At 40.4% G+C, this 26,454-nt stretch carries 24 protein-coding genes and 1 tRNA gene; 9 read left to right on the forward strand and 16 right to left on the reverse strand.

Annotated elements, in window-relative coordinates; genetic code table 11:
- Positions 1–104: 104 nt before the first annotated feature.
- From ACPPVU_RS02135 to murQ, 5 genes are all read right to left on the reverse strand, one after another.
- The gene (locus ACPPVU_RS02135; protein ID WP_426670046.1) at positions 105–2,354 is read right to left on the reverse strand and encodes a CRTAC1 family protein; all 2,250 of its coding nucleotides are present in this window, start codon (positions 2,352–2,354) and stop codon (positions 105–107) included.
- Between the two features lie 151 nt (positions 2,355–2,505).
- Complete coding sequence (locus ACPPVU_RS02140; protein ID WP_426670047.1) at positions 2,506–4,743, reverse strand: FG-GAP-like repeat-containing protein; 2,238 nt, start codon at positions 4,741–4,743, stop codon at positions 2,506–2,508.
- Between the two features lie 127 nt (positions 4,744–4,870).
- Positions 4,871–5,605, reverse strand: coding sequence for a Bax inhibitor-1/YccA family protein (locus tag ACPPVU_RS02145; protein ID WP_426670048.1), 735 nt, complete (start codon positions 5,603–5,605; stop codon positions 4,871–4,873).
- 170 nt (positions 5,606–5,775) lie between these two features.
- Entirely contained in the window at positions 5,776–6,342 is a 567-nt protein-coding gene (locus ACPPVU_RS02150; RefSeq protein WP_426672238.1) for a hypothetical protein, read from the reverse strand.
- A gap of 152 nt (positions 6,343–6,494) precedes the next feature.
- A complete protein-coding gene (murQ, locus tag ACPPVU_RS02155; protein ID WP_426670049.1) occupies positions 6,495–7,307 on the reverse strand; it encodes an N-acetylmuramic acid 6-phosphate etherase in 813 nt (270 codons plus the stop codon).
- A 112-nt stretch (positions 7,308–7,419) separates the two neighbouring features.
- Between murQ and ACPPVU_RS02160 the strand changes: the two genes are divergently transcribed.
- Positions 7,420–9,000 (forward strand): S41 family peptidase, encoded by a 1,581-nt coding sequence (locus tag ACPPVU_RS02160; RefSeq protein ID WP_426670050.1) that lies wholly within the window; start codon positions 7,420–7,422, stop codon positions 8,998–9,000.
- On the opposite strand, the gene ACPPVU_RS02165 is transcribed toward ACPPVU_RS02160, so the two are convergent.
- The 3 genes from ACPPVU_RS02165 to era all read right to left on the reverse strand — a co-directional run bounded on the left by ACPPVU_RS02165 (position 8,997) and on the right by era (position 12,169).
- The gene (locus tag ACPPVU_RS02165; RefSeq protein WP_426670051.1) at positions 8,997–9,635 is read right to left on the reverse strand and encodes a hypothetical protein; all 639 of its coding nucleotides are present in this window, start codon (positions 9,633–9,635) and stop codon (positions 8,997–8,999) included. The genes ACPPVU_RS02160 and ACPPVU_RS02165 overlap by 4 nt on opposite strands.
- A gap of 182 nt (positions 9,636–9,817) precedes the next feature.
- Positions 9,818–11,119 (reverse strand): ribosome biogenesis GTPase Der, encoded by a 1,302-nt coding sequence (der, locus tag ACPPVU_RS02170; RefSeq protein ID WP_426670052.1) that lies wholly within the window; start codon positions 11,117–11,119, stop codon positions 9,818–9,820.
- A 171-nt stretch (positions 11,120–11,290) separates the two neighbouring features.
- Positions 11,291–12,169, reverse strand: coding sequence for a GTPase Era (era, locus tag ACPPVU_RS02175; protein WP_426670053.1), 879 nt, complete (start codon positions 12,167–12,169; stop codon positions 11,291–11,293).
- A gap of 144 nt (positions 12,170–12,313) precedes the next feature.
- Between era and ACPPVU_RS02180 the strand changes: the two genes are divergently transcribed.
- From ACPPVU_RS02180 to ACPPVU_RS02190, 3 genes are all read left to right on the forward strand, one after another.
- Positions 12,314–12,386 (forward strand) — tRNA-Met (locus ACPPVU_RS02180).
- 280 nt (positions 12,387–12,666) lie between these two features.
- Entirely contained in the window at positions 12,667–13,389 is a 723-nt protein-coding gene (locus ACPPVU_RS02185; RefSeq protein WP_426670054.1) for a peroxiredoxin, read from the forward strand.
- A 457-nt stretch (positions 13,390–13,846) separates the two neighbouring features.
- On the forward strand, positions 13,847–14,254 hold the full coding sequence (locus tag ACPPVU_RS02190) for an EthD family reductase (RefSeq protein ID WP_426670055.1): 408 nt from the start codon (positions 13,847–13,849) through the stop codon (positions 14,252–14,254).
- 250 nt (positions 14,255–14,504) lie between these two features.
- Here the strand turns inward: ACPPVU_RS02190 and ACPPVU_RS02195 are convergent, their stop codons facing one another.
- Together ACPPVU_RS02195 and ACPPVU_RS02200 are read right to left on the reverse strand one after the other, a co-directional pair.
- A complete protein-coding gene (locus ACPPVU_RS02195) occupies positions 14,505–15,929 on the reverse strand; it encodes a glycosyl hydrolase family 79 C-terminal domain-containing protein (RefSeq protein WP_426670056.1) in 1,425 nt (474 codons plus the stop codon).
- Between the two features lie 497 nt (positions 15,930–16,426).
- Positions 16,427–17,149 (reverse strand): class I SAM-dependent methyltransferase, encoded by a 723-nt coding sequence (locus ACPPVU_RS02200; protein ID WP_426670057.1) that lies wholly within the window; start codon positions 17,147–17,149, stop codon positions 16,427–16,429.
- An 84-nt stretch (positions 17,150–17,233) separates the two neighbouring features.
- Here ACPPVU_RS02200 and ACPPVU_RS02205 point away from each other — a divergent pair, with 84 nt between their 5' ends.
- Positions 17,234–17,434, forward strand: coding sequence for a LysR family transcriptional regulator (locus ACPPVU_RS02205; RefSeq protein WP_426670058.1), 201 nt, complete (start codon positions 17,234–17,236; stop codon positions 17,432–17,434).
- Positions 17,435–17,678: 244 nt separating this feature from the next.
- Here the strand turns inward: ACPPVU_RS02205 and ACPPVU_RS02210 are convergent, their stop codons facing one another.
- The 4 genes from ACPPVU_RS02210 to chrA all read right to left on the reverse strand — a co-directional run bounded on the left by ACPPVU_RS02210 (position 17,679) and on the right by chrA (position 22,100).
- Complete coding sequence (locus ACPPVU_RS02210) at positions 17,679–18,605, reverse strand: hypothetical protein (protein WP_426670059.1); 927 nt, start codon at positions 18,603–18,605, stop codon at positions 17,679–17,681.
- A gap of 548 nt (positions 18,606–19,153) precedes the next feature.
- Positions 19,154–19,447: a putative quinol monooxygenase gene (locus ACPPVU_RS02215; RefSeq protein WP_426670060.1), complete on the reverse strand. Its 294-nt coding sequence runs from the start codon at positions 19,445–19,447 to the stop codon at positions 19,154–19,156.
- A gap of 43 nt (positions 19,448–19,490) precedes the next feature.
- Complete coding sequence (locus tag ACPPVU_RS02220; RefSeq protein ID WP_426670061.1) at positions 19,491–20,258, reverse strand: SDR family oxidoreductase; 768 nt, start codon at positions 20,256–20,258, stop codon at positions 19,491–19,493.
- Positions 20,259–20,771: 513 nt separating this feature from the next.
- The gene (gene chrA, locus ACPPVU_RS02225) at positions 20,772–22,100 is read right to left on the reverse strand and encodes a chromate efflux transporter (RefSeq protein ID WP_426670062.1); all 1,329 of its coding nucleotides are present in this window, start codon (positions 22,098–22,100) and stop codon (positions 20,772–20,774) included.
- A gap of 177 nt (positions 22,101–22,277) precedes the next feature.
- Between chrA and ACPPVU_RS02230 the strand changes: the two genes are divergently transcribed.
- Together ACPPVU_RS02230 and ACPPVU_RS02235 are read left to right on the forward strand one after the other, a co-directional pair.
- Positions 22,278–22,667: a hypothetical protein gene (locus ACPPVU_RS02230; RefSeq protein ID WP_426670063.1), complete on the forward strand. Its 390-nt coding sequence runs from the start codon at positions 22,278–22,280 to the stop codon at positions 22,665–22,667.
- Between the two features lie 158 nt (positions 22,668–22,825).
- Positions 22,826–23,308, forward strand: a complete 483-nt coding sequence (locus tag ACPPVU_RS02235; protein WP_426670064.1) for a DoxX family protein — start codon at positions 22,826–22,828, stop codon at positions 23,306–23,308.
- Positions 23,309–23,568: 260 nt separating this feature from the next.
- Here the strand turns inward: ACPPVU_RS02235 and ACPPVU_RS02240 are convergent, their stop codons facing one another.
- Complete coding sequence (locus ACPPVU_RS02240) at positions 23,569–24,018, reverse strand: cupin domain-containing protein (RefSeq protein ID WP_426670065.1); 450 nt, start codon at positions 24,016–24,018, stop codon at positions 23,569–23,571.
- 105 nt (positions 24,019–24,123) lie between these two features.
- On the opposite strand from ACPPVU_RS02240, the gene ACPPVU_RS02245 reads away from it, so the two are divergent.
- Positions 24,124–24,588: a zinc-binding dehydrogenase gene (locus ACPPVU_RS02245; RefSeq protein ID WP_426670066.1), complete on the forward strand. Its 465-nt coding sequence runs from the start codon at positions 24,124–24,126 to the stop codon at positions 24,586–24,588.
- A 140-nt stretch (positions 24,589–24,728) separates the two neighbouring features.
- On the opposite strand, the gene ACPPVU_RS02250 is transcribed toward ACPPVU_RS02245, so the two are convergent.
- Positions 24,729–25,097, reverse strand: coding sequence for a chorismate mutase (locus ACPPVU_RS02250; RefSeq protein ID WP_426670067.1), 369 nt, complete (start codon positions 25,095–25,097; stop codon positions 24,729–24,731).
- A gap of 438 nt (positions 25,098–25,535) precedes the next feature.
- Here ACPPVU_RS02250 and ACPPVU_RS02255 point away from each other — a divergent pair, with 438 nt between their 5' ends.
- Complete coding sequence (locus ACPPVU_RS02255) at positions 25,536–26,384, forward strand: hypothetical protein (RefSeq protein WP_426670068.1); 849 nt, start codon at positions 25,536–25,538, stop codon at positions 26,382–26,384.
- Positions 26,385–26,454: the final 70 nt, after the last annotated feature.

Consider the following 26,454-nt stretch of genomic DNA (forward strand, 5'->3'; position numbering starts at 1 on the left):
TTTTTTCTACAGTTTAATCTACTAAATGTAACGCTTATTTTACAGAAACAAAAGCAATAACAAATTGATTTTTAATTCTTAATAATTTATTTGCCTTACTCTTATTATGAGCCTGCAGCCATCGACATGTTCATAGACATACCCTCCTTGTGTTTATAAATCAACTTTTTCAGATGAATCACTTCGGCATGTTGATTTCCTTCCGTTATGTGCAGAAATTGATTCGGGGCAATATTTGTAAGTCGCTGCACAGTTTGGCTGCCTGCCCATTTAATTTCGATCTCATCAATCAATTTAGCCTGGCCTATGCCTATTTCCTGTCTTAGAGGCGAAGACCCAAAGCTTCCTCCGGAATTGACATCTTTATAAACGCTCCGTTTTACGCCATTCTCTGTAAATGTCACTTTAAGGTGACTGCCTATGGCCGCTTTATTTGATTTTACCCCTTCCAGCTTTAAACCGATCCAGTTGTTGTTACTCTGACCAGGGTTTACATAGAGTGAACTGTTATAAGAATCACCTTTGTAGGCACCACCCATCTCAATAAAAATATCCTGAGTACCCGTATTTCTAATATCGGCAAATGCTACACCGTGGCCTTTTTGAAGGTTGCCTGTGCGGGAAGAGGTGGTGACATCAGCGAATTTTTTGCCGTCGATATTCTTAAATAGTTTATTTGGAACAAGGGATTTGAAATCAGGGTTGCCTGTACCGAAATACATATCCGTGTAACCGTCATTATCAATATCGCCAAAATTAGCGCCCATGCTAAAAACAACCTTATCCAGGCCGGTCTCTTTAGTAACATTGGTAAAAGTGCCGTCATGATTGTTTTTGTACAGGTAAATATTCCCCGCATCCGGTACTGGTTTGCCCAATGCTTCTGCAGCGGCATAGATAGCTAAAGTTTTATCGTAAGTATAGTCAGCTACCATTATATCCTGCCAACCATCATTATTATAATCATAAAACCAGGTGGTAAAGGTGCTTTTTGTGTTAGCTGCGATCCCTGATTTTGCTGTAACGTCTTCAAAATCTACATCCCTTCCGCCTTTACCTTTGTTTTTTAACAGATACTTTTTACCGTCCATCGTGGATATAAAGATATCCGGCCAGCCATCATTATTGAAATCTGCAGATGTTACTCCTTTTACATAGGATGTAATGGCACAATGCGCTTTTTCCGCCACATTAGTAAAAGTGCCGTCGTGATTATTCATATATAACATGCAAGTATGGGTACCACCAGAATCCAGACTTAATGGATTTTCGGCACCGACATATACATCAAGCCAGCCGTCATTATTAAAATCGGCCCAAACAGCCGTTTGGGTGGGATGAAGGAAAAACAATCCGCTGGGGATCGTCACATCAGTAAAAGTACCGTCACCGTTGTTTCTTAATAGCGAACTTGGTTGATTTCCTAAGCCCTGGGTATTCCATGCTCCGCGCAAAACAAAAATGTCCAGCTTACCGTCATTATTATAGTCTGTTTGTTGGATATTAAGGCCTCCCGTTAGCCCTTTCAAGCCACTTTGCTCTGTGCGATCGCTAAACGTACCGTCTTTATTATTTTGGAAATAATGCATCGGATTATTCAGTTCCCATCCCGATGTTACAATATCCAGGTATCCGTCATTATTAAAATCATCAACAATGACCCCACCAGCCTCTCCGTAAATATCCAGGCCCAGGTCAGGCGCCATATCTGTAAATGGTTTTACTTTGTAACCGGTATCAGCCCCAAGATTGGGTATTAAAAATTCCTTTGGCACTTGGTTGGGATAGCCGCCAAGAGTCATAAATGCAATGTTAAGGAGCCATCTCGATGCCAGATCGTTAGGATTGTTCTTTAACAACCTTTCATATACTTTTATAGCCTTTTGTGAACCAGTTTTTATCTTATGGATGCCCTCGTTTTTTATAGGATATATACAAGATGATCCATTATGATTAAGCATGCAATTAGTACGTTCACCCAATCGCATATAAGCTATACCCATACCAGGCAGTATATCACTTGCCTCCATTGGCGACAAGCGTTTAGCCAGGTCCTGGTAGATGTTTACGGACTGTTCCTCCTCGCCGTTTTTTAACAGTAATGGTGCCTTTTTTAAAAGTATATAAGGGTTATGTTCATTATGTGGTAGCTTAAGCAATGAATCGTAATGATATAGTTTACTTTCAACTCGGAATGAGTTTGACGTATTGTTATTCTTTTTATTTAACTTTTGAAGTATGTCGATCATTTCCTGGTGCGATGATGGGGCTCTATGACAGGAAACAATTGAACTAAGTGCGGATAGGGCGACAATAATTTTAGTGATTTTTTTGCGATTTTTTTTAGGTATCATTATTAGCTTTAGATAGGTATCCCTAAAGCTAATTGCCGATATGTCGCAAGATGAATAAGTTTAGTAAAACTTGTGATACACTACTAAAAAGGGCGTTTTTTCAATAATATTGTTACAAATGAATTAGCATAACAGCATAAAATAGACATGCTCAATTTAGCCCTGCAGCCATTGACATATTCATAGGCATACCTTGTTTGTGTTTATAATTTAGTTTTTTCAGATGAATAACTTCAGCATTAGCTTCACCTTCTGTTATATGCAGGAATTGATTGGGACCAACATTTGTAAATCGCTGCATGGTTTGACTACCCGCCCATTTTATTTCGATCTCATCAATTAATTTGGCCTGCCCTATCCCTATCTCCTGTCTTAAAGGTGAAGACCCAAAGCTGCCACCGGAATTAACATACTTATAGACGCTCCGTTTTGTGCCATTCTCTGCAAAGGTTAATTTGATGCGACTGCCTATAGCCGCTTTATTTGCTTTTACACCCTCCAATTTTAAGCAGATCCAATTGTTATTATTTTGACCGGGATTTACATAGAGTGAACTGTTGTAAGAATCGCCTTTATACGCGCCGCCCATGTCTATAAAAATATCCTGGATACCGATATTTCTAAAATCGGCAAATGCTACACCGTGGCCTTTTTGCAGATTACCTGTGCGTGAAGAGGTAGTAACATCGGCAAATTTTTTGCCGTCGATGTTTTTGAATAATTTATTAGGTACCAACGATTTGAAATCAGGATTACCTGTACCGAAATACATATCCGGGTAACCGTCATTATCAATATCACCGAAGTTAGCCCCCATGCTGAAAACGACCTTATTTAAACCCGCCTCATTGGTTACGTCAGTAAACGTTCCATCATGATTATTCTTGTACAGGAATACGTTGCCTGCTTTTGGAATAGGTTTTCCAAGTGCTTCGGCGGCAGCGTAAGTTCCAAGCGATTTATCAAAAGCATAATCGCAAACTAATATGTCCTGCCAGCCATCATTATTATAATCATAAAACCAGGTAGTAAAAGTGCTTTCTTTGTTAGCAGTTAAACCTGCACTTTCAGAAACGTTTTCAAAATCTACTGCCTTACCACCTTTCTGTTTATTTTTCAAAAGGTATTTTTTACCATCCATGGTGGATATGAAAATGTCAGGCCAGCCATCATTATTAAAATCACCAGCAGTTGCTGCCTTTACATAATTTTCGAAATCGCAATGCGCACTTTTAGCCACATTGGTAAAAGTACCATCATGATTATTGATGTATAGCATACAAGCGTGTGTTCCGCCGCTGTTGCCTAAATTTTCAACACCAACAAACAGATCCAGCCAGCCATCATTATTAAAATCAGCCCATACTGCAGTTTGGGATGGATGGAAATATAACAGGCCGCTTGGTATCGTAACGTCGGTAAAAGTGCCATCCCCGTTATTGCGTAGCAGTGAGCCGGGCTGATTTCCGAACCCTTCAGTATTCCATCCGCCGCGTTCTATAAAAATATCGATGTTGCCATCGTTATTATAATCGGTCTGCTGAATATTCGACCCCCCGGTTATCCCTTTTAACCCGCTCTTTTCGGTAAGATCGCTAAACGAGCCATCCTGGTTGTTCTGAAAATAATGCATCGGATTGCTCAGGTCCCAGCCAGTCATAACAACATCAAGATACCCGTCATTATTAAAATCATCAACAATAAGTCCGCCGGCCTCGCCATAGATGTCCAGGCCAAGGTCGTGCGCCATATCCGTAAAAGGTTTTACTTTATAAGCGGTATCAGCATCAAGGTTGGGTATCAAAAGCTCTTTAGGTACATCTTTAGGATAACGGCCCAATGTCATAAACGCGATATTAAGCAGCCACCTTGATTGCAGGTCATCCGGATTGTCCTTTAGTATTCTTTCATATACTGCTATCGCTTTTTGTGAGCCCGTTTTTATTTTATGTACGCCTTCGTCTTTTATCGGGAATATACATGATGATCCGGTATGGTTAAGCATGCAATTAGTGCGTTCGCCCAAACGCATATATGCCAGGGCCATTCCGGGGCGCATATTGCGTACTTCAGTTGAGTCCATACGCTTAGATATGTCTTCATAAATGTCTACTGATTTCTGCTTCTGGCCGTCCTGCAGCAAAAGAGGTGCTTTTGCCAGAAGAGAGAAAGCATTGCTACTGTTGCCAGGCATATTAAGCAGGGAATCGTAATGGGCTAATTTGGCCTCGGGCCTGAATGGGTTTGCCACATCGTAATTCTTTTTATTCAGCCGCTGAAGTATGCTGATCATTTCCTGGTGCGAAGATGTTCTATGACAGGAGGCAATAATGCCGAAAGCCATTAATGCAATAGCAGCTTTTGCAATAGTATACTTTTTAGAGATCATGTTTTGTAAATTCAAATGCAGAGAGATTTTTAAAAATACAAAATATGCCAAACAACCTGCAAAAAAAATCCCGGTGCTTTGTGCAACCGGGATTTTATAATTTTTAAATGAGTATTTTATTGACGAATTATCTTCTTCCGCCGAAAATGCGTAGCATCGAAGTAAACAAATTAATAAATGTTGTGTAAAGAACAAAAGCACCTATTAACACCAATTTTTTAGAGCTGTCAGTACCGAATTCCATGCCTGCACCAATTCGTTTCAGCATTTGCATGTAATAAGCAGTCAATCCGATCATAATCGCTACAAACACAAAGCTTAATAAGTATTGAAGTTGCGCACTACCAAGAAAGAAATTAATAAGGCCAACAGCAAAAGCAGCGAAAAATATCATGATCAATATTGATCCGAATTTTGTCAAATCCATGTGCGTTGTATAACCCGCAATTGCCATTATACCAAAGACTACAGCAGAACTTAGGAAAACTCCAAATATTGAGCTTGCTGTATAGATAAGGCCAAAAATACTTAAGCTAACGCCTATTGTTACTGCGTACGTAATAAACAGAAATAGCATAGCCGGGTATGAAATGCGGTTAAAACCAAAGCTTATTACAAATGAAAAAGCAACTGGGGCAAATATTGCCAGATAACCTAAGCCCGTAAATCTATGAGCAACGGGGTCAACTATAAGATCCATTAAACTCGCATTTGCGAAAAACTCAAAAGTGGTGAAGGCTGAAATGCCTAATGCTACAAACATCCATACAAATACACTTGCTAAATATTTGCGTGAGGTTGACTCACTGTCTTCTATCTGGATTACATTATTATAATTGTAATCCTGGTTCTGATTTTCCATTTTTTAAAAAAATTGATTTTTTATTTTATACGAATTTACGAAAATTTTGATACATATCGGATGTGCAAATGTGCGGATATGCAGATGTGCATATGTTTTTGCTTTTCCCGATCATCTGCACATTTACTCATTTGCATATCTGCACATCGAACAATCTGCACATTAAACATCTAATTAAGCCTTTTTACCAGTTGTTCTTCTACCTTTTTAAATACCTGTATTGGTTTCAGGTTGCGCCAAACGATGTCGTCCAGTTCGCCGCCAAAATTGATATAGTAGTCGATATTGTTCCGCTTAAATTCATCGATCACATGCTCCCTGAAATTGACACCGGCTATCCACCCGTCTTCCACATCCTGGAACCACTCCTCGTAGTAGCAGTCGTCAGATGAATGGTAGTTTAACACATTCTCGCCGATCAAAATAAACTTGTTGATACCATTATCGATCATCAGTTCCAATATCTCGCGCTTTAACAGCATGATATCATTATTAATAGCATCGTTCCATTCACCTATCAGTTCAATTATACTGTATCCGCGTTCATAATCAGCAAACAGTACTTTTAAATATAAAGTGCTTGAGCCAAACGAATCCCACTGCGGGTGAAGCAAATAGTTATAGATCTGCTTATCAAATTCAAACTCACTGTATTCCGTTGCATAAAAAGGCGAATATTCATCCTCGGATGCAATGTAATCATCCCTCCATTTATAATATGGCTCTATCTCGTGCATTAGCCAGCCCCTCCAACCTCCCATACCTCATCCGGCTTTCAGCCACCTTCTCCAAAGGAGAAGGAAGACGGAATAGTCGTTTTGTTTGGGAGGCGTTTTTTGTTTCTAATTTATTAATTATTTGTACATCTGCATATTCACGCATCTGCACATTATTTAGCCTGCATATGTACTTCAACCGCCTTGCGCACGTTGCCGTATTTTATCAGTAATTCGGCTGCCTCGTGTTCAGGCAGACCTGTATAATTCATCACCATTCGTGTACCTCGGTCAACCAGCTTGTTGTTGGTTAACTGCATATCCACCATCTTATTGCCTTTTATTCTGCCTAACTGTATCATCACGCTGGTGGTTAGCATGTTTAATACCAGTTTTTGTGCTGTGCCGGCTTTCATCCTTGTTGAACCTGTTACAAATTCCGGTCCGGTTATTACTTCAACCGGATATTTGGCTTCTGCCGCCACCGGACTGCCACTATTGCAGACAATGCAACCGGTAGCTATATGTTTCTCATTAGCCTTTCGCAGGCCGCCGATTACATAAGGCGTAGTGCCTGAAGCAGCAATGCCAACTACCACATCTTTTTCATTTATACGGTAAGCCGACAGATCTTTCCATGCTTGTTCGGTATCATCTTCAGCAAACTCAACAGCTTTACGGATAGCTCCGTCACCGCCGGCTATTATACCGACAACCATATCAAAAGGAACGCCAAAAGTAGGCGGGCATTCCGAAGCGTCAACTACACCGAGGCGGCCGCTGGTACCAGCACCGATATAAAAAAGACGTCCGTTATTCCTCATTTTTTCGGTAACTATAGTTACCAATTTTTCTATTTGGGGAATAGCTTTTTCTACAGCATCAGGAACGGTACGATCCTCCTTATTGATATTTTTAAGGATATCAGACACGCTCATCTGCTCCAAGTTGTTGTAATGAGAGTCTTTTTCGGTAGTTCTTTCCATTTTCACGGGTAATCTTTTAACAAAATTCGGTAAAAATCATCAAATACGAACAGGGTCGGGCATATTATTATTTGCCTTGCCATTCAATTGTTTAACTTTGTAATCCAAGGTGATGAAAAAGGCGGCGACGATTATTTTCAGGTCATTTATATTAATATTACTAGGTATAGCCATTGGGTTATATCTGGCGGATAGTCCGCGCCGTGTTTTCCCGTTTTCAACAAGTAAAGTATCCAAAGTTTTACAATTGGTGCACCGCAACTATGTAGATTCCGTTAATGTGGATAGCATTGAAGGTGTTACTGTAAATAATCTTTTACAAAGCCTTGATCCGCATTCGCTTTATCTGCCCCCGCAACAGGCTCAATCTATTAATGAACGTCTTGATGGCGGATTTGAAGGAATAGGCATTGAATACCAGCTACTGCGAGACACACTTGTGATTACCCAGGTTTATGAACGGGGACCCGCCCAATTAGCGGGTATTAATACAGGTGATAGGGTGATCAATATCAATAATAAAAAATTCTCGGGTACGCATCTTACTTCATCAACAGTAAATAAAGTTTTCCAGGGGGTAAAGGATTCAGAGATCGCACTTTTAATTCTTAAGCCTGCTGACCAGTCAATAAAAACATACCATGTTAAACGCGGCCATGTGGACTTAAGCAGCCTGGATGCCGCCTACATGACTGCACCTGCTACCGGTTACATCAAGATCAGCAAGTTTGCTGCCACTACAGATGCCGATTTCAGGAGGGCATTTAAAAAACTAAAGGCTGAAGGAATGCAAAGATTGGTGCTCGATCTTCGCGGCAATGGAGGCGGTTATCTTAACTCTGCTACAGCATTGGCAAGTGAGTTTTTAGACAAAGGCAAACTGATAGTTTATACCCAGGGCATTCATGAGCAGCGTGCTGATTATTTTGCGACAGATTCGGGCTTATTTAAACATGGCAAGCTGGCTGTTTTGATAGATGAATACTCTGCTTCGGCAAGCGAAATACTGGCAGGAGCCCTGCAGGATTTTGACCGGGCAGTGATCGTAGGCAGGCGGTCATTCGGTAAAGGGTTAGTGCAACAACAATTTCCATTTTCTGATGGTTCGGCTATCAATTTAACGGTAGCGAGGTATTATACGCCTTCGGGAAGGTCGATACAAAAATCATACAAAGGCGGGATTGAAAGCTATCACAATGAATTGGCTGAGCGTATGCAGAAAGGCGAATTATTTTCGGAACAAAATTATACCGCCGATAGTGCTTTCAAAAAAGCTGCTGTTTATCATACATCAAATGGGAGAAAAGTATTTAGCGGTGGCGGCATAATGCCCGACCTGTTTGTACCTGCCGATACTACCGGCAATACCATGCTGATACAGGAACTAAACAATCAGCAACTTTTTAATGCCTTTGTAATCGACAAAATGCAAAGCACTCTGAATAGCTTTAATACAGATGACAGCTTTGTGAAAGATTATGCGATGAGTGATAGCCAGTTTGATGATTTTATCGTTTATGCTTCTAAAACTTTGAAAGAAATGGATTCAAACGAGGTTAAAATATCAAAGGACAATATTAAACAGATATTAAAAGCCTTTGCGGCCCGCTATAAATGGGGAGATACTGCCTACTTCCAGGTAATGAATACCAATGACCCGGCACTTAAAAAAGCTATCACAGCTATTTACTAAAACAAGATTATACCACTGTTATAATTAATAGTTTTACCGCTTCCATCCTGAAATACTGCTTGCGGGTAAGATGCATTTTTAGGAGCAACCCACCATGCTTTAACAAAATTAGGAGTGCTGTTGACATTATCGTTCAGATCATAATAACCAAATTGGGCTACCAGGCACGAGTCTTTTAAACCTGTAGCTAATGTACTGTTGTGTTTATTTACTTCTGCAATGTATGCTGCCCTCAGTTGAGTTAACTGAAGTGCAGAAGAAGTACTCAAGTTAATTGCACCGTATCTAACACCAGATGTTGCTTGCAAAACATTGTTTTTAAACTGGTACCATATCTCGCCTGAAAGAACCGGAAGCCCATTAATCTGTTGAATTACAAAAACACTCTGATAAGTGCCTGCATTAACATCACTAGTTGGTACATCATAGGATGAGAAATATTCTAATTGAATATCATTATAGGGAATGTTATTCTGTTTAAGTAACTGAATTGCCGATACCGAGTCGCTGCTTTTAATATTGAAATTTTGCCGTTTTATCCGGGTGATGCAGCCACCGTCACCAGGTAGCTGGTCATTTTTTTTGCAGGAGGCAAATGCCAAAGCTATAAATGCGATAAGGTATATCTTCTTCATAATAAAATTATTAGCTTGTAATAATTGACATTACGGAGTTAGCCTTGCAAGTGTAACAGTGATGTGCAGATTCTGGATGTGCAGATGTGCGAATTCTAAATGACCAGATGATTAAAAAAGAATAAACCCATTTGCATATCCGCACATCTGCATATTTGCACATTTACTCATCTGCATATCGACTACTTTTGCCTGAAGAATATCTGTACCGGGCTTCCGGTAAAATCAAAATTCTCGCGCAGTTTATTTTCTATAAAACGATAGTAAGGTTCTTTAAGATATTGCGGCAAATTGCAGAAGAAGGCAAACATAGGCGATACACCATTGATCTGCGTGATGTACTTTATTTTAACGTATTTCCCTTTGATAGACGGCGGCGGGAAGTTTTCGATAATAGGCAGCATCACCTCATTCAGTTTTGAAGTTGGGATCTTTTTCTTACGGTTCTCATAAACCTGCTGGGCAGTTTCGATCACTTTTAATACCCTTTGTTTTTCGGTAACTGAAGTAAATACGATCGGAATATCTGTAAAGGGAGCGATCTTATCACGAATCTGCTCTTCAAATACCTTAACGGTTTTATTGTTCTTTTCGATCAGGTCCCACTTGTTGACCACGATCACAATACCTTTTTTATTCTTTTCGGCCAAATGGAAAATATTAATATCCTGCGACTCAATACCCTCAACCGCATCAATCATCAGGATCACCACATCAGCTTCTTCTAAAGCTTTGATGGTACGCATTACCGAATAGAACTCAATATTCTCTTTTACCTTGGTTTTTTTACGCATACCGGCGGTATCCACCAGCATAAAATTGTGGCCGTATTGGTTATAATGGATATGGATCGAATCTCGTGTGGTTCCTGCTATAGGGGTGACAATATTACGGTCCTTGCCTATAAGTGCATTTATAATAGATGATTTGCCTACGTTAGGACGACCAACAATGGCAAATTTTGGCAAGGCGTTTTCCTCAACAACTTCTTCATCAAAATCTTTTACTACGGCATCAAGCAATTCACCAGTTCCTGAACCTGTCATGGAGGAAATATTATATATCTCGCCTAGACCAAGACTGTAAAATACCGTAGCATCTATTTGTTGCGAATTATTATCCACCTTATTAACCACCACATGCACAGGTTTTTTGCTTCTGCGCAGTAATGCAGCTATTTCATCATCCAGGTCAGTGATGCCGGTAGTTACATCCACCATAAACAGGATCACAGTAGCCTCTTCAATAGCTATGACAACCTGCTCGCGGATAGCAGCTTCAAAAACATCTTCGGAATTAGCTACATAGCCACCAGTATCGATCACTGTAAAATTGTGATGCGTCCACTCGGCAACACCGTAATGGCGGTCGCGCGTTACACCGCTGAAATCGTCTACTATAGCCTTGCGGCTTTCTGTTAAGCGGTTATATAAAGTCGACTTGCCCACATTCGGCCTGCCTACGATGGCTACTATGTTACTCATTGTTTTTTTAAGATTTGAGATATGAGATATGAGATGTGAGACGGGAAAATTGCCTGTCAAATATCAAAAATCTGTATCTAAATTATTTTTGTATGTGTGAGAGCAGAAATTTGGAGATAAGTAACCAGGTGCTTGGTTCTCACGTCTCACATCTCATATCTCACATCTAATTTAATCTTCGTACCCGAATCTTTTCAGGTAATTTTTTTTACTGCGCCAGTCGGGGATCACTTTGATGAACATTTCCAGGAAAACCTTCTTCTGGAAGAAATCCTCCATATCCTTGCGGGCATAGGTACCTACCTTTTTAAGAGTTTCACCGCCCTTGCCAATCAGAATATTCTTTTGCGAATCGCGCTCTACGATGATCTCCGAACTGATACGATATAGTTCATCCCCTTCCTTAAAGGCAGTGATAATTACCTCGGTGCTGTAAGGGATCTCTTTCTCGTAGATCTTAAATATTTTCTCGCGGATAATTTCCGAAGCAAAAAAGCGATCGTTACGGTCGGTCAGGGCATCTTTCTCATAATAAGGCGGATGCTCGGGCAGATGCTCTATCACGAAGTTCATCACCGCCAAAACATTATGGTCTTTCAGCGCCGAAACAGCGAATATGGCTTGTGGCTTTAATTTATCCTGCCAGTAGTCTACCTTTTGCTTTACAGTTTCTTCGTCAGATTTATCTATCTTATTAATAATAACGCACAGTGGTGCTAATGACCCCTGCAATTTTTCGAGTACGTCGCCTTCATCATACTTTTCGTTGATGTCGGTTACCAGTAATATCAGGTCGGCATCTACGATAGATCCGTTAACCTGGTGCATCATAGTTTCCTGCAATGCATAATGTGGTTTGATGATACCCGGCGTGTCAGAAAACACGATCTGGTAGTCTTCATCGTTTACAATACCCAGTATTCGATGACGTGTAGTTTGCGCTTTTGGTGTAATAATGGACATTTTTTCGCCTACCAAAGCATTCATAAGCGTGCTTTTGCCTGCGTTGGGCTTACCAATTATGCTTACAAAACCTGCCTTATGACTCATATAAAAATAAATAAAATATTATTTGGACTGCAAAGAAACGAATTATATCTTTGCAGTCCAATTAAAACGGAGTGCAAATTGCATTTTTGATAATTGGAAACAACTTTCCGAAGTTATGATCGGATCGAAAAATATAAAAAATAGTGCGGGATGGAGCAGTTGGTAGCTCGTCGGGCTCATAACCCGAAGGTCGTAGGTTCGAGTCCTGCTCCCGCTACCGAAGCCTCTCAGAGAAATCTGAGAGGCTTTTCTTTTTTACCTGGTAGCTCATCGGGCTCATGTCCGCTGGTAAGCGGACGTAGGTTCGAGTCCTGCTCCCGCTACCTCAAGAAAATGAAAAGCCTCAAGTCGAAAGATTTGAGGCTTTTTTGTTTCATACATTTCGCAGATTGCAAATCTGCCGTTATTTACTCCTGTATGGAACATCCGGACTAAATAAGGAAAGGAATCTCTCGTTCCAGTGTTAGTTAAAAGGTCGGCCAAACCCGGCAACGGCCTTGGCGCAAGCAGTTGCCCGGCAGGCCAACCACAATAAATTTTTAATGACAAGCAACCTGATTCCGCAGACTATCGTAAATTTGATAATAACACCATTAACAAATCAAAACAATCTCGCTATGTTCAAGAAATATTATTGCTTATCTTTTTTAGTTTTAAGCTTATCACTCCTGGTATCCCAATCTGGCTTTGCCCAATTGGCAATGTTGTCAAAAGGAGATGCTGCGCCTGCCTTTAACGCCAAGGCCAGCCTGGCCGGCAAAGAATTTGATTTTTCATTAAAAAACGCCTTGGCTAAGGGGCCAGTTGTGGTCTATTTTTATCCTTCCGCCTATACCGGCGGCTGTGATGCGGAAGCACATGCCTTCGCTGAACTCAAGGATAAATTTACAGCGGCGGGAGCCACTATTATCGGTGTATCTGCAGACGATATTCAGCGGTTGAATGCATTTTCTTCTGATCCACAGTACTGTGCAGGCAAGTTTCCTGTTGCTTCAGACCCCGGGGGTGAAATTGCGGCAAAATACGGACTGACAATATCTGCTGGAAAATCCGGAATTAAAGATGTACGCGGCCAGGACCTTATACACGGCTTCATCCCGCGAACCACTTACGTCATCGATAAGGGAGGTAAAATTGTAGCAGTATTTTCATCAAATACCGATCATATTTCACCTACCGATCATGTTGAAAAGTCGCTGGCGATAGTAAAAGGGCTATAAGTTGCAGGCTGGGTTCAAAATTTAAATCTCTTCTGTTCGAAGTCGGTAACTTCGAAGGAGTATCGTTGTAGAATTCGTCGACACTTTATATAGCCTTTTATTAAAGCTCTTAAATTCACCAAAAAAGTTCGAGATTTATCCCGTTTCGTCTACTAAAGTAAGTCAAAAGCCTCAAGTCGAAAGATCTGAGGCTTTTTGTTTTGTACCCTCATGACAATTTACGCGAGTATGGACATTCACATCATTTTGCGGTTAAGCGTGGATGCCTAACCGGGCGGGTGTAAAATTTAATAACTCCTTGTTTTTCAAAAAATATTTGAGCTATCTTAATTCCATATTTCCAAATCGGTCTTTTCAATTGTTTTCATCTAAAATAACGTTTTGTGAATAAAGACAATATTTTAATATTTGTGTATAATACTCAAATTGAACATTTTATCAATTAAATAAATTAATTATGAAATTAAAACTAATTGTATCGTTTTTGCTTTTAACTACTTGTTTTACTGCGTTTAGTCAAGAAAAGCAGAACATGGCTGTTGTTGAGAGAGGCTTAATTAAAATATCCATCATGTACCCTTATGCCGAAGGTAAAACCTTTAATATGGAGTATTATGAAACTAAGCACATGCCTATGGTAGCAGGGTTTTTAGGATCAAATTTGATTAAGTATACCATTGAAAAAGGGCTTGCCAATGGTATTCCTAACCAACCACTGCCTTTTATGGCTATCGGAATATTTTATGTAAAAAACTTAAGCGATTATCAAGCGGCTATCGGGCCGCATATAGACGCCATTCGTGCGGATTTTTCAAATTACACCAATATCAGTCCGGTCATTTTGGTGAGTGAGGTGATAAAGTAAAGATAAAGTTTTCACAAGATGGCAGGCAACTCGCCGGTTGAACCAACTCTTAAATATTATCGAATATTTGCAAGTCATGCATTAAGCGGTTCGATAATAATCCTGTTGAGGCAACCAGTAAGTCAAAAGCGTCAAGTCGAAAGATTTGAGGCTTTTTTGTTGCCAATCCATTACACCGTATTACAAGTGGCAAGGTGATTAAAGCAAAATTCAGGCAATATGATAATTAATTTACCGCCATATTTGCGTATTACTTTATTGTTATAACTGCAGCGCTTGCTGCCGGAACCTTTATAATAAAACTACTCTTGCCTATTTGGGACTCTTCCTGATTTGCCGGCGAAAAACTACCATCGCCTTGTACTGCAGCACCGGCAAAAGTGATCCCGGTTGTTGAATTAACTGCCGGGGCAGTCAGGCGCATAACATTAATGCTGGTAACAGTTTTACCTGCGTTTACAGTAAGCGAAATGTCCTTTTTCTGCTCTTTGTTGATGATGGTCATTGTATAGCCCTCATTTGTGCTGCAGGCATAGGCGGTATAATTGGAATCGTTATTAGGAATATTAACAGGAATAATCGTTCCTCCGGAAGCACCGTATTTGAAGGCCAGCATCGCATAATATACAGCATTCGCGGTGCATTGTCCGTTAGAAGTGACAGATATTGGCGAATAAACCAATTCACCGCCATGGAAATTGATACCCTGCCCGTTATTGGCAGCAATTGACCACATCAGGTCAAGCGCCCATAGCGTTCCCGCAAAAGCATCGCTTACACCTTGCTTCCCGCCACCCCAAATACTGTTGGTCTCTGTAATGCGATAGGTCAAACCTACCTGCTTTGAAGCGTTATCTAAAGCCTGGAGATAAGGGATCAGCGTAATATCCGTTGAAAGTATGGTTTGACAATCAATGTAAGGATCTGTAGCCGGACCGTCGTTGTAATAGTGGGCGTCGAGCAGCATAATGTTCTTAGAATTGTTTGCGGCAAATGTTTGAGCCCAGCCCAGGTTATCACTTACATCCGGCCCTGCGAATTGTGCCTGGGGTACCTGTGTTTTTATGGATGCGAAATTGGTGTTCCACTCGCTTTGATAGTCCTGTTCAGAATAGTTTGTGGGCCTGTAACCTAACCTGAAATAATCGGGTTCATTGCCTATCTGTAGTGCATAAAGGTTAGCGCCAAGTTGCTGGTAAAGATATTTGGTTTCGTCTATAGAAGCATTAATATTAGTATGCCCCAGGTTAAGCCCGAAAATAACCTGCCAATTAGTTTTTCGCGAAAAATCTGCCAGCCTGTCAATACCCGCAGGAGTGAGCACATCAAAATGGGTATCAGCATTAAATCCGTTGCCCGTCCAATCGGTCTCATCGCTGCTATTGCCACCCATACGTATAACTCCTGGCCCAAGATTTTTGATCAACTGGAGCATTGCCGGATTATTGGGATCCAGGAATTCCGGGTTGCGGGATAAAATCCAGTTCTCAAAACTTAGTCCTTCGAAATTTTGCGGAATAGCATTTGCAGGGTGATTGATATCAAGTGTTAAGGTCCCATCCGTTTGTTCGTTAAGAGGTGGCGCAGGATGATTAGGGTCAAAATGGGGATCGTTTTTCTTAGCGCAGGCGCTGAAAATTAAAAGACAAAGTGCCAGTATGTAGGTTTTTTTCATTGTGACAGGTCCAGGTTTAGGACAAACGAATATACGAAAAGCGCTTAATAAAGTTTTACTCTCATACATCTATTGGTTTTCAGTTTTGGAATAATTTTCCAAAAGGAAAGATGTAGGAGTAATTTACCTTCCCGGAAGCGTTTTTGGAGAAGCTTGTTTTGTTGGATATGTACCTCAATCTAACCGCAAAAGAAGTGGCCAGAAGCTATCGTTTACCCCATTTGTTAAAATTTTATCGAAATAAATCCATCTTTACAAAAAGAAATTGCTGTCGCTGTCTTAAATGTGAGGTACGTGATACGTACATATCCATTCGCTTCTCCGGTTTAATTACTGCCTCCGAAATGGGCTCAAACCAGTTATTGAATAGCTGACAAAATCTTCAAACTGTCTTTTGGGGCTCGGGTTTAGTCCTGTTCGGTTACCTGAGCAAGTCAAAAAACCTCAAGTCGAAAGTCCCGAGGTTTAGCTTAACTGCATTGTGTTTCTTTAAAGGTCTATTTTATTGCGCCAAACGCAGCAAAGCACGAGTTCTTGTGTAATACATCTATGGTACTAAATCCAACTTTTGCAAGCAATGAAAGCTGATAATTCAGCGAACGGGGGGTATCCTCATAGCTTACATAATCCAACACTTTCTGACGGTATTCTGAGCCTCCCAGAGTGTCTAAATAGCTGCTATACTTATCTTCAAATAACTTAATAATCCATTCAGAATCATGAGAGATTAAATCCGAGACCCAAAAACTACCCCCTGGTTTCAGTGCTTTATAAATTTTATTAAACATCAATTCCCAGTCGTCGTCGTCGCGCAAATGATGCAGTGTGGCGGCAGCAAGAATAATATCAAAATGATTGTCAGGCAGGTCAAGGTTTCGCATGTCATCCTGAATTAAAGTTACCGTGCCCTTCGTTTGCGGCGTAACCCTTTCTTTGGCTTTCTGTAACATGGGCATGCTCAAATCATTCAAAACGCAGTTTAGGCCAGAAACCTTACTCAACATCTTCAGGGTGTAATTACCCGCGCCGCAACCTATGTCCAGCAGCTCCGTTGCATGTGGGTTAGTATACTTTGCCGCTTCTGTGCATAACTCCATGGTTAGCGGTGCGTCAATAGTGGTTTGCTGACCTGTTTCGAGGTTAGAAAAGCGTTCGGTGTCGTTGTCAAATCTTTCTCTGATCTGTTGGTTTGTTGCCTTTGTTGAATAATCCGTTTTCATACTTAAATTTTGATTTGTCGAAGTTACCCGGTTTAATGATATTTGAAAAATATCAATTTTATCAATTATTGATACTTAATAGGTATGGAACTAAGACATCTTTTATATTTTAAAGCGGTTGCTGACGAATTACATTTCCGAAAAGCCGCACTAAAGCTTTTTATTTCTCAACCATCCTTAAGCCGGCAGATAAAAGAGTTGGAGGATGAATTAGGTGTACTGTTATTTACCCGGAAAAATAAGCGGGTAAACCTTACCGATGCCGGGATTTGTTCAGCAAAATAAAAATTTGCTTTTCCACCCTGAAAGTCGAATTAAAAAAACTGTCAGACAAAAACATCCCATAATAAACAATTAAAGAGGCTGTCCCGAAGTACACTGCCTCTTTAATTGTTGAGCACAAATTCTATTTATCGGATAATTGAACTCCGTTTAAGCCACACTAGCTTTTAAAGAAAAAGAATCATATTATATTTTTTCTAATTAATCAAATATTCAAATCATAATTCTTGATTAGTCAGAATCTTAGCTACTTAACAACAGGACAATTAACTGTTGCACCAATAGCTGTACTTGGTACAGCGAGAGCCGAGGCTAAATTGGTAACCTTTGAAAAATTAGAGATATCAATTTTAGTCACATTCCACAAAGGGGAATACCCTGTTTGTGTTGGGTTAACCGAAATAACATTGTGGGTTTGGGTGCTTCCTGCAACAGTTGCAAATCCCATGGAAGGATCTGTATTATTTGCAAAAAATACATAGATAGGCGGCGCAGGGACCTGGTTGGCCGAAGTAAGCATTAGCGGGGTTTTTGCTTCATTAAAGTTAAAGTAAACAACTGTGCTGTCTTTATACCAGCCTGTAACTAAAGATTGCGGGCTGGTGCTTCCATATGTTAAAGCAGCGGTAGACCCAAATGGTACTACAGGGCAATTAACAATTTGATTGGTGGCGACAATAGGATAGCCCGAATTTAATATAGCGGTTGCGTTAGTTAACGAATTAGGCACATAGTTATCGGGTACCATTACTTTATTTACAAGCCAAAAGTCATTATATCCTGCATCGCCAGGTTTTACAGGTATAACATGGTTTTGGGCTGTTAACTCTACAGTCGGGGTGCTTTGCTTAAAGAAAACATAAATAGGAACAGGCGTTACAGGGAGCACATCAAAATTATAATAAGTAGTTGGTGTTCCATCTGGATTTAAACCATGGGTAATAAAAGGCGCTACATCCATATTAATGGGTGCATTTGCTGCCGGTAACCCGTTAGTAGCTGTCCGGACAAAAATATGGCCGAAAGCACTACTAAATCTGTCAACATATGCATGTGGTGCAGTTTTGATGTCTTTTCCAATAGGGGTGGATAATGAATTCTTCTTACAGGAAGTCGCTACTGTAAAAAGCAGAATTGCAGCTGCTATAACTGCACCGGAATTAATTGTTTTCATACTGTTTTTTTGTTTATGTAAACCCTTAGTCGGGTGCCCTTAATAGGCCTTACAAAGTATTTTAAAATTTATTCTTTACTTGTAAACAAACTAAGATGGTGTTTTCCATTTAGGCTGAGACAATGTGATATTTATCTGAATATAAAAAGCGTTCCGAATTTCACCACGGGTTTTAACCTAATCTTAAATCCCTTGTGCAAGCCCGCCGTTACGCTTTTATCTTCATATTGTTATAACCGTAGCCGATAGAACTACATGATACAAGGTGCAACCTGCACATAGGGAAACAACCCCAATCCCCAGTTTTGATAAAAATTCATGCTTTTCCACTGTTCCTGGCATTTTTACAGGTGTAGATATCCTGCCCTGCCTGGTTGATCGTCCAGGCAAGTAAAATCATAGCGATATATTTCATTTTATTTTGGTTTTGAAAATGCGTTTAAATTCCAGAAAGCCGGATGCAGCCATTACGGCCATCCGATTTGCTAACAATCAGATCAGGCACCTGCATACAGGTGCCTGATCTGATGTTTATCGAAGTTTTTACTTTATTTTACAGCGATCAGGTCCACCTTTTCAATGACAGGAGCTGAAGCTAATAATTCCGGGGCCTTGGTCATTAACGCCTGCGCAATTTGTCCTCCCAGGTGAGCATTACGCCCTTCTTCATGTTCAAAGGTATCAAAGATGCCAAAGGTGGAAGGCCCCAGTTGCAGGGCGTACCAGTTAATGGTATCATTTTCCTGCTGCGCTAAAGGCAATGCGCTTTTTATAAAATCTGCTACTTCTTTTTCTCTTCCAGGCTTAGCTTCGAGCCTGGCCAACAATGCTAATTTTACCATGATTTAATGTTTAAAATGTTAATTTGTTATTGATACTATTGTTTTATAACAGGCCTGTGGTCACCCCACCGTCTACAGACAGGTTCTGGCCAGTTATATAAGATGCTTTATCCATCGCCAGGAAAGCGACTGCAGCCGCTATTTCATCATCCTGCGCTACACGGTTGAATGGCGTTCTGGACTTTATTTTCTCCAGTTTATCCGCCTGTGACAAATAACCTTTGGTCAATGGTGTTTCGGTAAACCATGGAGAAACCGTATTAACACGGATGCCGTAACCGCCCCATTCAGCAGCCAAATTCCGTGTTAATTGGATGAGGCCAGCTTTGGCCATTCCATAAGGTGCACCGGTTTGCAAATCATAGGAACCGGCAACAGAGGATATATTGATAATGGCAGGACTGTCGCTTTTCCTGAGCAAAGGGAGCAACACCCTGCAGAATTCAAACGGCGCTAATAGATCAGTATCTATCACGCGAAGATATTCGTCCACAGTATATTCATCGCTGGCTTTCCTGAAATTGATTCCCGCGTTGTTTACAAGTATATCCAACCTGCCCCAATGGCTGGTGATCCAATCATTAATTGCCATACGGTGATTAAGGTCTGAAACGGAACCTGCCAGTATGTGTCCGGTAAGGCCTGTGTTTATGATGGAATCCAGTGCAGACTGAAGATCATTTTCATTCCTTCCGGTAAATAACACCTCTGCTCCTAAAGATGTCAATTCCTTTACCACAGCTTTGCCTATTCCTTTTGAACCACCGGTAACCAGGGCTTTTTTGTTTTCAAGATTCCAGTTTTTCATCATTAATTCGTTTACTTTAAATTATATTTTATTTTTTATGCCCATGAGCATTTTCAACTTTAGCGCAATTACAGATCACCTGCAGCCATTTAAGATTAGCACTAAAAGTGGTGGATTAATAAGTTTCTCCTTATAATATCGTCTTGGTCGAAAGAGCTTTCCAATCCTTACAAAAAAAAATAAAAACCGTTGTAAGAACTTTGCAGCAGGTATGACCAACGCTCAGCAGGACAAAGTTCTTGATACAACAATCTTAATACACGCATCTGCTTTATACTCCGTTCAAGTTCGTAAATAGACTTTTCAATGTGTCATATATAGGTCGCCTCTTCGGTATCTGATGTTTCCCAAACCAAATGGTACTGATTATTACCGGAAAGTAAAAACACAAAAGAGAAAGGCTCCAATACAAAACGAAGTTTCAACATGGTTCATTCATGTTTCATCGGACCGCTATTGACAGGTGGATGTCGGCGTAAAAAAGATTGGAGGATGAAAGAATCACAAATCTGTTAATCAAATACCAGCAATGAACCTCAAAAAACCAACACATAAACTAAGGAATATCAGGTAAATCGCATTAAGGTTAAGGCGGACCAAAAGGAATAGCGAGACCAATATCCAGGCCAATGAAATGAGATCCAAATGTGCTATTGCAACCCCGCCGGGAAATATAACGTCTTTACCGAGATAGATCGTCAGATTAAAAATTACTCCCACGACTGCGGCTGAGACCAGTTTGAGCACAGAGCTGATAGTCTGGCTTCCGTGGGATTTTTCAATGAGGGGGCCACCGGCAAAAATATAAAGGAAACAGGGCAAAAAAGTATAAAAAACAGTGGTCAGTAATGCGACCGTACCCATCAATATGGATTCATGAAAATGGTTGAAGCCCGACATAAAACCCACAAATCCAACTACGATAATTAACGGCCCAGGAGTTGTTTCGGCTAAGGCAAAACCGTCGACCATTTGCATTTTAGACAACCAGGCAAACTTCCCTACAGCGAACTGGGCAACATAGGGTAAAACCGTATAGGACCCGCCAAAGGTAAAGAACGCAGTTTGGGTAAAAAACAGGATAAGGTTTTTCCAAAATGGCCTGTCAGGAAGAAAAATCAAACAGCAAACAAAGGGCATCAACCACAGAACAAAAAATACAACAAGCTGAATTACCATGTTTTTCCAACTGAACTTTTCTGTTTGGCTTGCAGATATTTGGTTGATGAAATAACTCTTTTCATCGGCCAATTCCTGTTCGCTTGTGTCCTGGTCTCTAAGCAATGATCGCGGATTTATATAATGCAGAAGAACGGCAATGATTATGGTTCCGATAATGATCAATAGCAGAGAAATATTGAAAAAGAAAATACAGATAAATGCAAGCCCTGCAATAGCGCAATGCAGCGGGCTTTGCAAGGATTTTTTTCCAACACGAAAGAGTGCGACAATAATCAGGGCAATGACCGCGGGCTTCAGTCCGTTAAATAAGGAATAGATCCAGGGCAGGTTGCCATAGGAGACGTAGACGATACTCAAAGCTAGCAGGATAAACATCGAGGGTAGCACAAATAGGATTCCTGCGGCTATACCGCCTTTTTTCCCATGTAATTGCTGCCCGATATAGATCGATAATTGCTGCGCTTCCGGCCCCGGCAACAACATGCAGAGACTGAGGGCGTGAAAAAAACGGCTGTTGCTGATCCACTTCTTTTTATCTACTAAAAAATCATGCATTATGGCAATATGTCCGGCGGTTCCGCCAAAGCTAATCCAACCTAATTTAAACCAAAAACGTAATGCTTCTTTGAATTTTGGACGTCTTGCGGGGGGAAGATTTAACATCGTTAAAGGTACGAAAAATGCCCCTGATTGCCCCGAAATTGAACAATTAGATCGTCATAGCTATTCAATAAATCTTGATAATTTTACACAAATCTGAAATTGTACTATTAGCTTTTGCCCCAAATCTTTTAGCTTTGAAAAGAATAAATCAACCCAAGGTTAAAGAACATTTTGAGTATGATAGCATCTGAAAAGATTCGCCATTTCTTTAAGCCATCTGCCATCCTTTTGTTCATACTCATTTTTTTGATCTTTGGTTATTGCCCCGTGAGGGATTCTTTATTTTCTGCTCTGGGACGCGCGCCACAAACTGCTCAGCATAAAAAGATCGGCGAAATAAAAACATTTACCTATCATATTTGTCAGGAGTCCGGTCCCGATAAATTAACGCCTGTTCTGGCACATATTTCAAATGCCAACCCCTTGGCTTTTATAGCCGTTGGTATATTGATTTTTTGCACAAGCATTGTCGACCTGCAAAAGATGGCCATTCGGTATCAGGATATTGCTGTGATCAGCTCAAATCAGGTTCCCATTTATCTCAGAAATAAAGTATTGCGCATCTGATATTTATTCTAAAAGATTACCCTTTGAAGTTCCTGTTAAGGTGCTTTTACTCATTTCAACATATTAAAATGTCTTAATTTGACGGGAGTTGATAAACACTTGTGCATGTTATCAATTCCGGCAAAGTCATTATCTATATTTCATTAAAAATTAAAACGATGAAGAACAACATATTGTCTATAGCTGGTAAAAATTATCAGCAACTGGCCCCTTTATTTTTACGTTTAGCAGTTGGTTTTGGCTTTATGGCCCATGGCTGGGCCAAATTGAGCAGAGGTACTGCCGGATTCGAAAAGCTATTGGTACTGACTGGCGTCCCTCTGCCGCATGTTAATGCGTATTTAGTACCTGCTATTGAGATACTGGGCGGAATGGCCATTTTTATTGGAACGATAACCGTTATTGCAGCCATACCTTTGATCGGTACTATGCTGGTGGCCATGGTTACCATCCAATTAAAATTCGGGTATAGTTCTGTAAAAACCATCGGCTTAACTGCAAGTGGCCCCATTTTTGGACCTCCGGGTTATGAGATCAATCTCCTGTATATCGCAGCGCTCGTTGCACTGATGTGTTCAGGACCAGGACTACTGTCAGTAGATCAATGGCTGGCCGGGAAAAAGCAGAACGTTAACCGGTAACAACTATGTTGAACCTGAAAAACTAATATAAAGAGTAGCACCCCGAGCTGCGTTAAGCCCGGTAAACTGAAATGTTTACCGGGCTTTAAAATAAATTAATATTGCGTGGTGCTGTAAGGTTTTTTTAAAGAAACCCACTAATATATAGCTTGTCTTAAAGATAAATAACACATGTTAATTTAGGTTTCGGGTTTATATTTAAAAGCTGGACTGATCAATAGTCCACCCCTTATTAGCATCCAATAGCTTTATAACAATAATCAGAGGCTGCTGCCCGGAGGTCCTAAAGTAATATCGCCGATTTCGCCGGAAACCTTTGCAAACTGCTCCATGTCAATAGATTCAACGGGTGGTATATTCTCAGCACCGGCGGTTCCAAATTGGGTCAATAGTGACCCAAATCCGGCTGGGGCAAATGTTTGAAGCGTTCTGGTAATACCTTGTTTTTGCGTTGCTTCCAGCGAATGCGGCATTCCTTTTGGGATAAAAAAATGCTGACCACTGTTTAAAGTAATTGATTCTTCTTTAGTGTGAACGGTCATTTGCCCTTCGATAACGTATACCAGTTCGGTATAACCGCCATGTATATGCGGCGGTGTTTTTACTCCGGGTTTTGATCTTTTTTCAACCTGGTCATACTCCAAATTAGGGTAGTGAGGATCGGTAATAACATAATGATGTGACCCGAAAAGCCAAAAAGAGTTTTTCATAGTTTTGATATTTATAAATGTTCGTAAACATTTGTTTTTTATCGTATTAGTGCAATCCCCCAATTCGGGGATTATTTGACCATTTTGTGTGCTTTAGAGCACCGCATGAATTCGGATTTTAAGTCAATAAATCTCATTCTTTACATTGGGGCAATTAATTATAACTCGGCTGCCGATCTCCCGTCGGAAATTGCTACGCTATGTCCTGCAGGGGTAGATATTTATTTTGACAATGTGGGCGGCAATATCTCGGATGCAGTTATCGCCAATATCAATAGTTATGGAAGAATTATTGCCTGTGGTGCAATATCGAATTATAATGATGCTTCAATACCGACCGGTCCGAGCCTTTTGCCCCTGGTTGTATATAAATTTTTAAGCATCCACGGATTTCTTATAGCTGACTTTGCGCCAAGGTTTCCCGAAGGTGTTAAACAACTGGCTGCCTGGATAAATAGTGGGGATTTGCATTATTCCGAAACCACGATCAATGGTTTTGAAAAGCTTCCTGAAGCTTTTATTGGGCTTTTCCAGGGGAAAAATACTGGGAAAATGATCGTTCAGGTTTAGATTGATCTGATCGAATATTACAGGCTGGGTTTTACTGATTTTTTAGCCCTGTACCTCCAGTGAACAGGGCTAAAAATTTGTCCGAAGACCCGCCTGGCAGCAAGGTTACGAACGATATGAATTAAATAAGTTTTTCATCATTATTGATTTTTCTTGATATCCTCTTCAATTCGCAGGCTTTCCTTGTGAATGGCATTTAGTAATTCAGTTACGAATTCTGCAGATAAACCTTCCTTTTCGCCCGCTGCAATAGCTTGGTTTAAGACTTCCTGAAAGCGGGCTGCTTGTAAAGGAGCGATATTATTTTTCGCTTTATATATGCCGATTTCTTTTACTATTTTTTCTCTTTCGCCTATCAGTTCAATGAGTTGTTTATCAATCCGGTCAATTTTTTTACGGCTGTTTTGCAATGTGGTGTCAGCCGCCGGTGGTACGCTCTGAGCGTGGGCTGGGTAATTGCAATAAAATAACAGGGTTAATACTGCTGCTAAAAAGAGATATTTCTTCATGATTTTAATGGTATACATATTAATAGATGTGTTTGATAATAAATACTGCCTATTGAAACGAACATGGTTTGTATCTTATTACAATAACCGTTTTGAGTTAATCACTCCCGTCGTATTCTTCGGCAATTTGATCAACGAATGCTATACAGGATCTGGAATGGCAAACCGTTGATTAATAAGCGGCTAAGTCAAGCAAATAAACACAGCCGGCAGAGTTATTCATTTTACCGTATCCCCAAAAGTGGTGTAGCCCTTTCACCAGTATCGGTAGCAACAAAAGAACCGGATGCGAGGCAAATTTGCAATGTTAAAATTATTAACCGGTTTGCGGCACTTAACAAATAAAAAACTTTGCGATCAATCATGACAGAAAAGTTATCGGGCCGGCCGGTAAATAGTTTTATAAAACATTAACAAAACAATTTTTAAAAATCAATTATGAAAATCAACTTTATTAAAGCAAGTGCAATACTGGCCCTTGTAGTCGGCCTGGCATCCTGTTCAAAAAACAATGATAATGCTTATAATACTCCGGCGGGTACAGCAACCGTGCAATTGGCTAATAATTCAAAATTCGGAAGCATTTTAACGGATAAAACTGGTCGCACGCTATATTCTTTTGCAGTTGATGCTGCTGCCCAATCAAATTGTAACGGTAACTGTGCCGTAACATGGCCGGTTTTTTATGATCCCGCCCCGGCATTGGGTACCGGCCTTAAAAGCACAGATTTTGGCGTTATAACCCGTGCAGACAATAGCAAACAAACCACCTATAAAGGCTGGCCGCTGTATTATTACGCTGGCGATAATAAGGCCGGTGATACCAACGGTGACGGCATCGGCAAAACCTGGTTTGTTTCAAAACCCGATTACACGGTAATGTTAGCCAACGAACAGCTAACCGGTGCCGATGGTGTTGCTTATAACAGCCAGTATAAACCAGGGGCAGAAATTGTGCAATATATTACTGATGACTATGGCAGAACGTTGTATAGCTTTATAAAAGATAAAGCCGATTCGAATACTTATACTAAATCTGACTTTAGCAATGACAGTGTTTGGCCTATCAATCAAGTTTCAAAAGTGTTAAACGTCCCTTCCATTTTAGATAAATCAATGTTTGGAAGTATCACTGTTTTTGGTAAACCTCAATTAACCTTCAAAGGCTGGCCAATGTATTACTTTGGTGCCGACGGCGGTGTAAAAGGAAGCAATAAAGGGGTTAGTGTCGGTCCTGGTGCATGGCCGGTTGAAAATACCACTACAGTTGCGGCTCCTTCAAATTAATGTAATATATTAATAATTAAAGCTTAATATAATAATAATTAAAGTGCAGGCAACGTTCCAGGTCACGATT

The organism is Mucilaginibacter sp. McL0603 (genome assembly GCF_049992945.1).
Lineage (GTDB): Bacteria > Bacteroidota > Bacteroidia > Sphingobacteriales > Sphingobacteriaceae > Mucilaginibacter.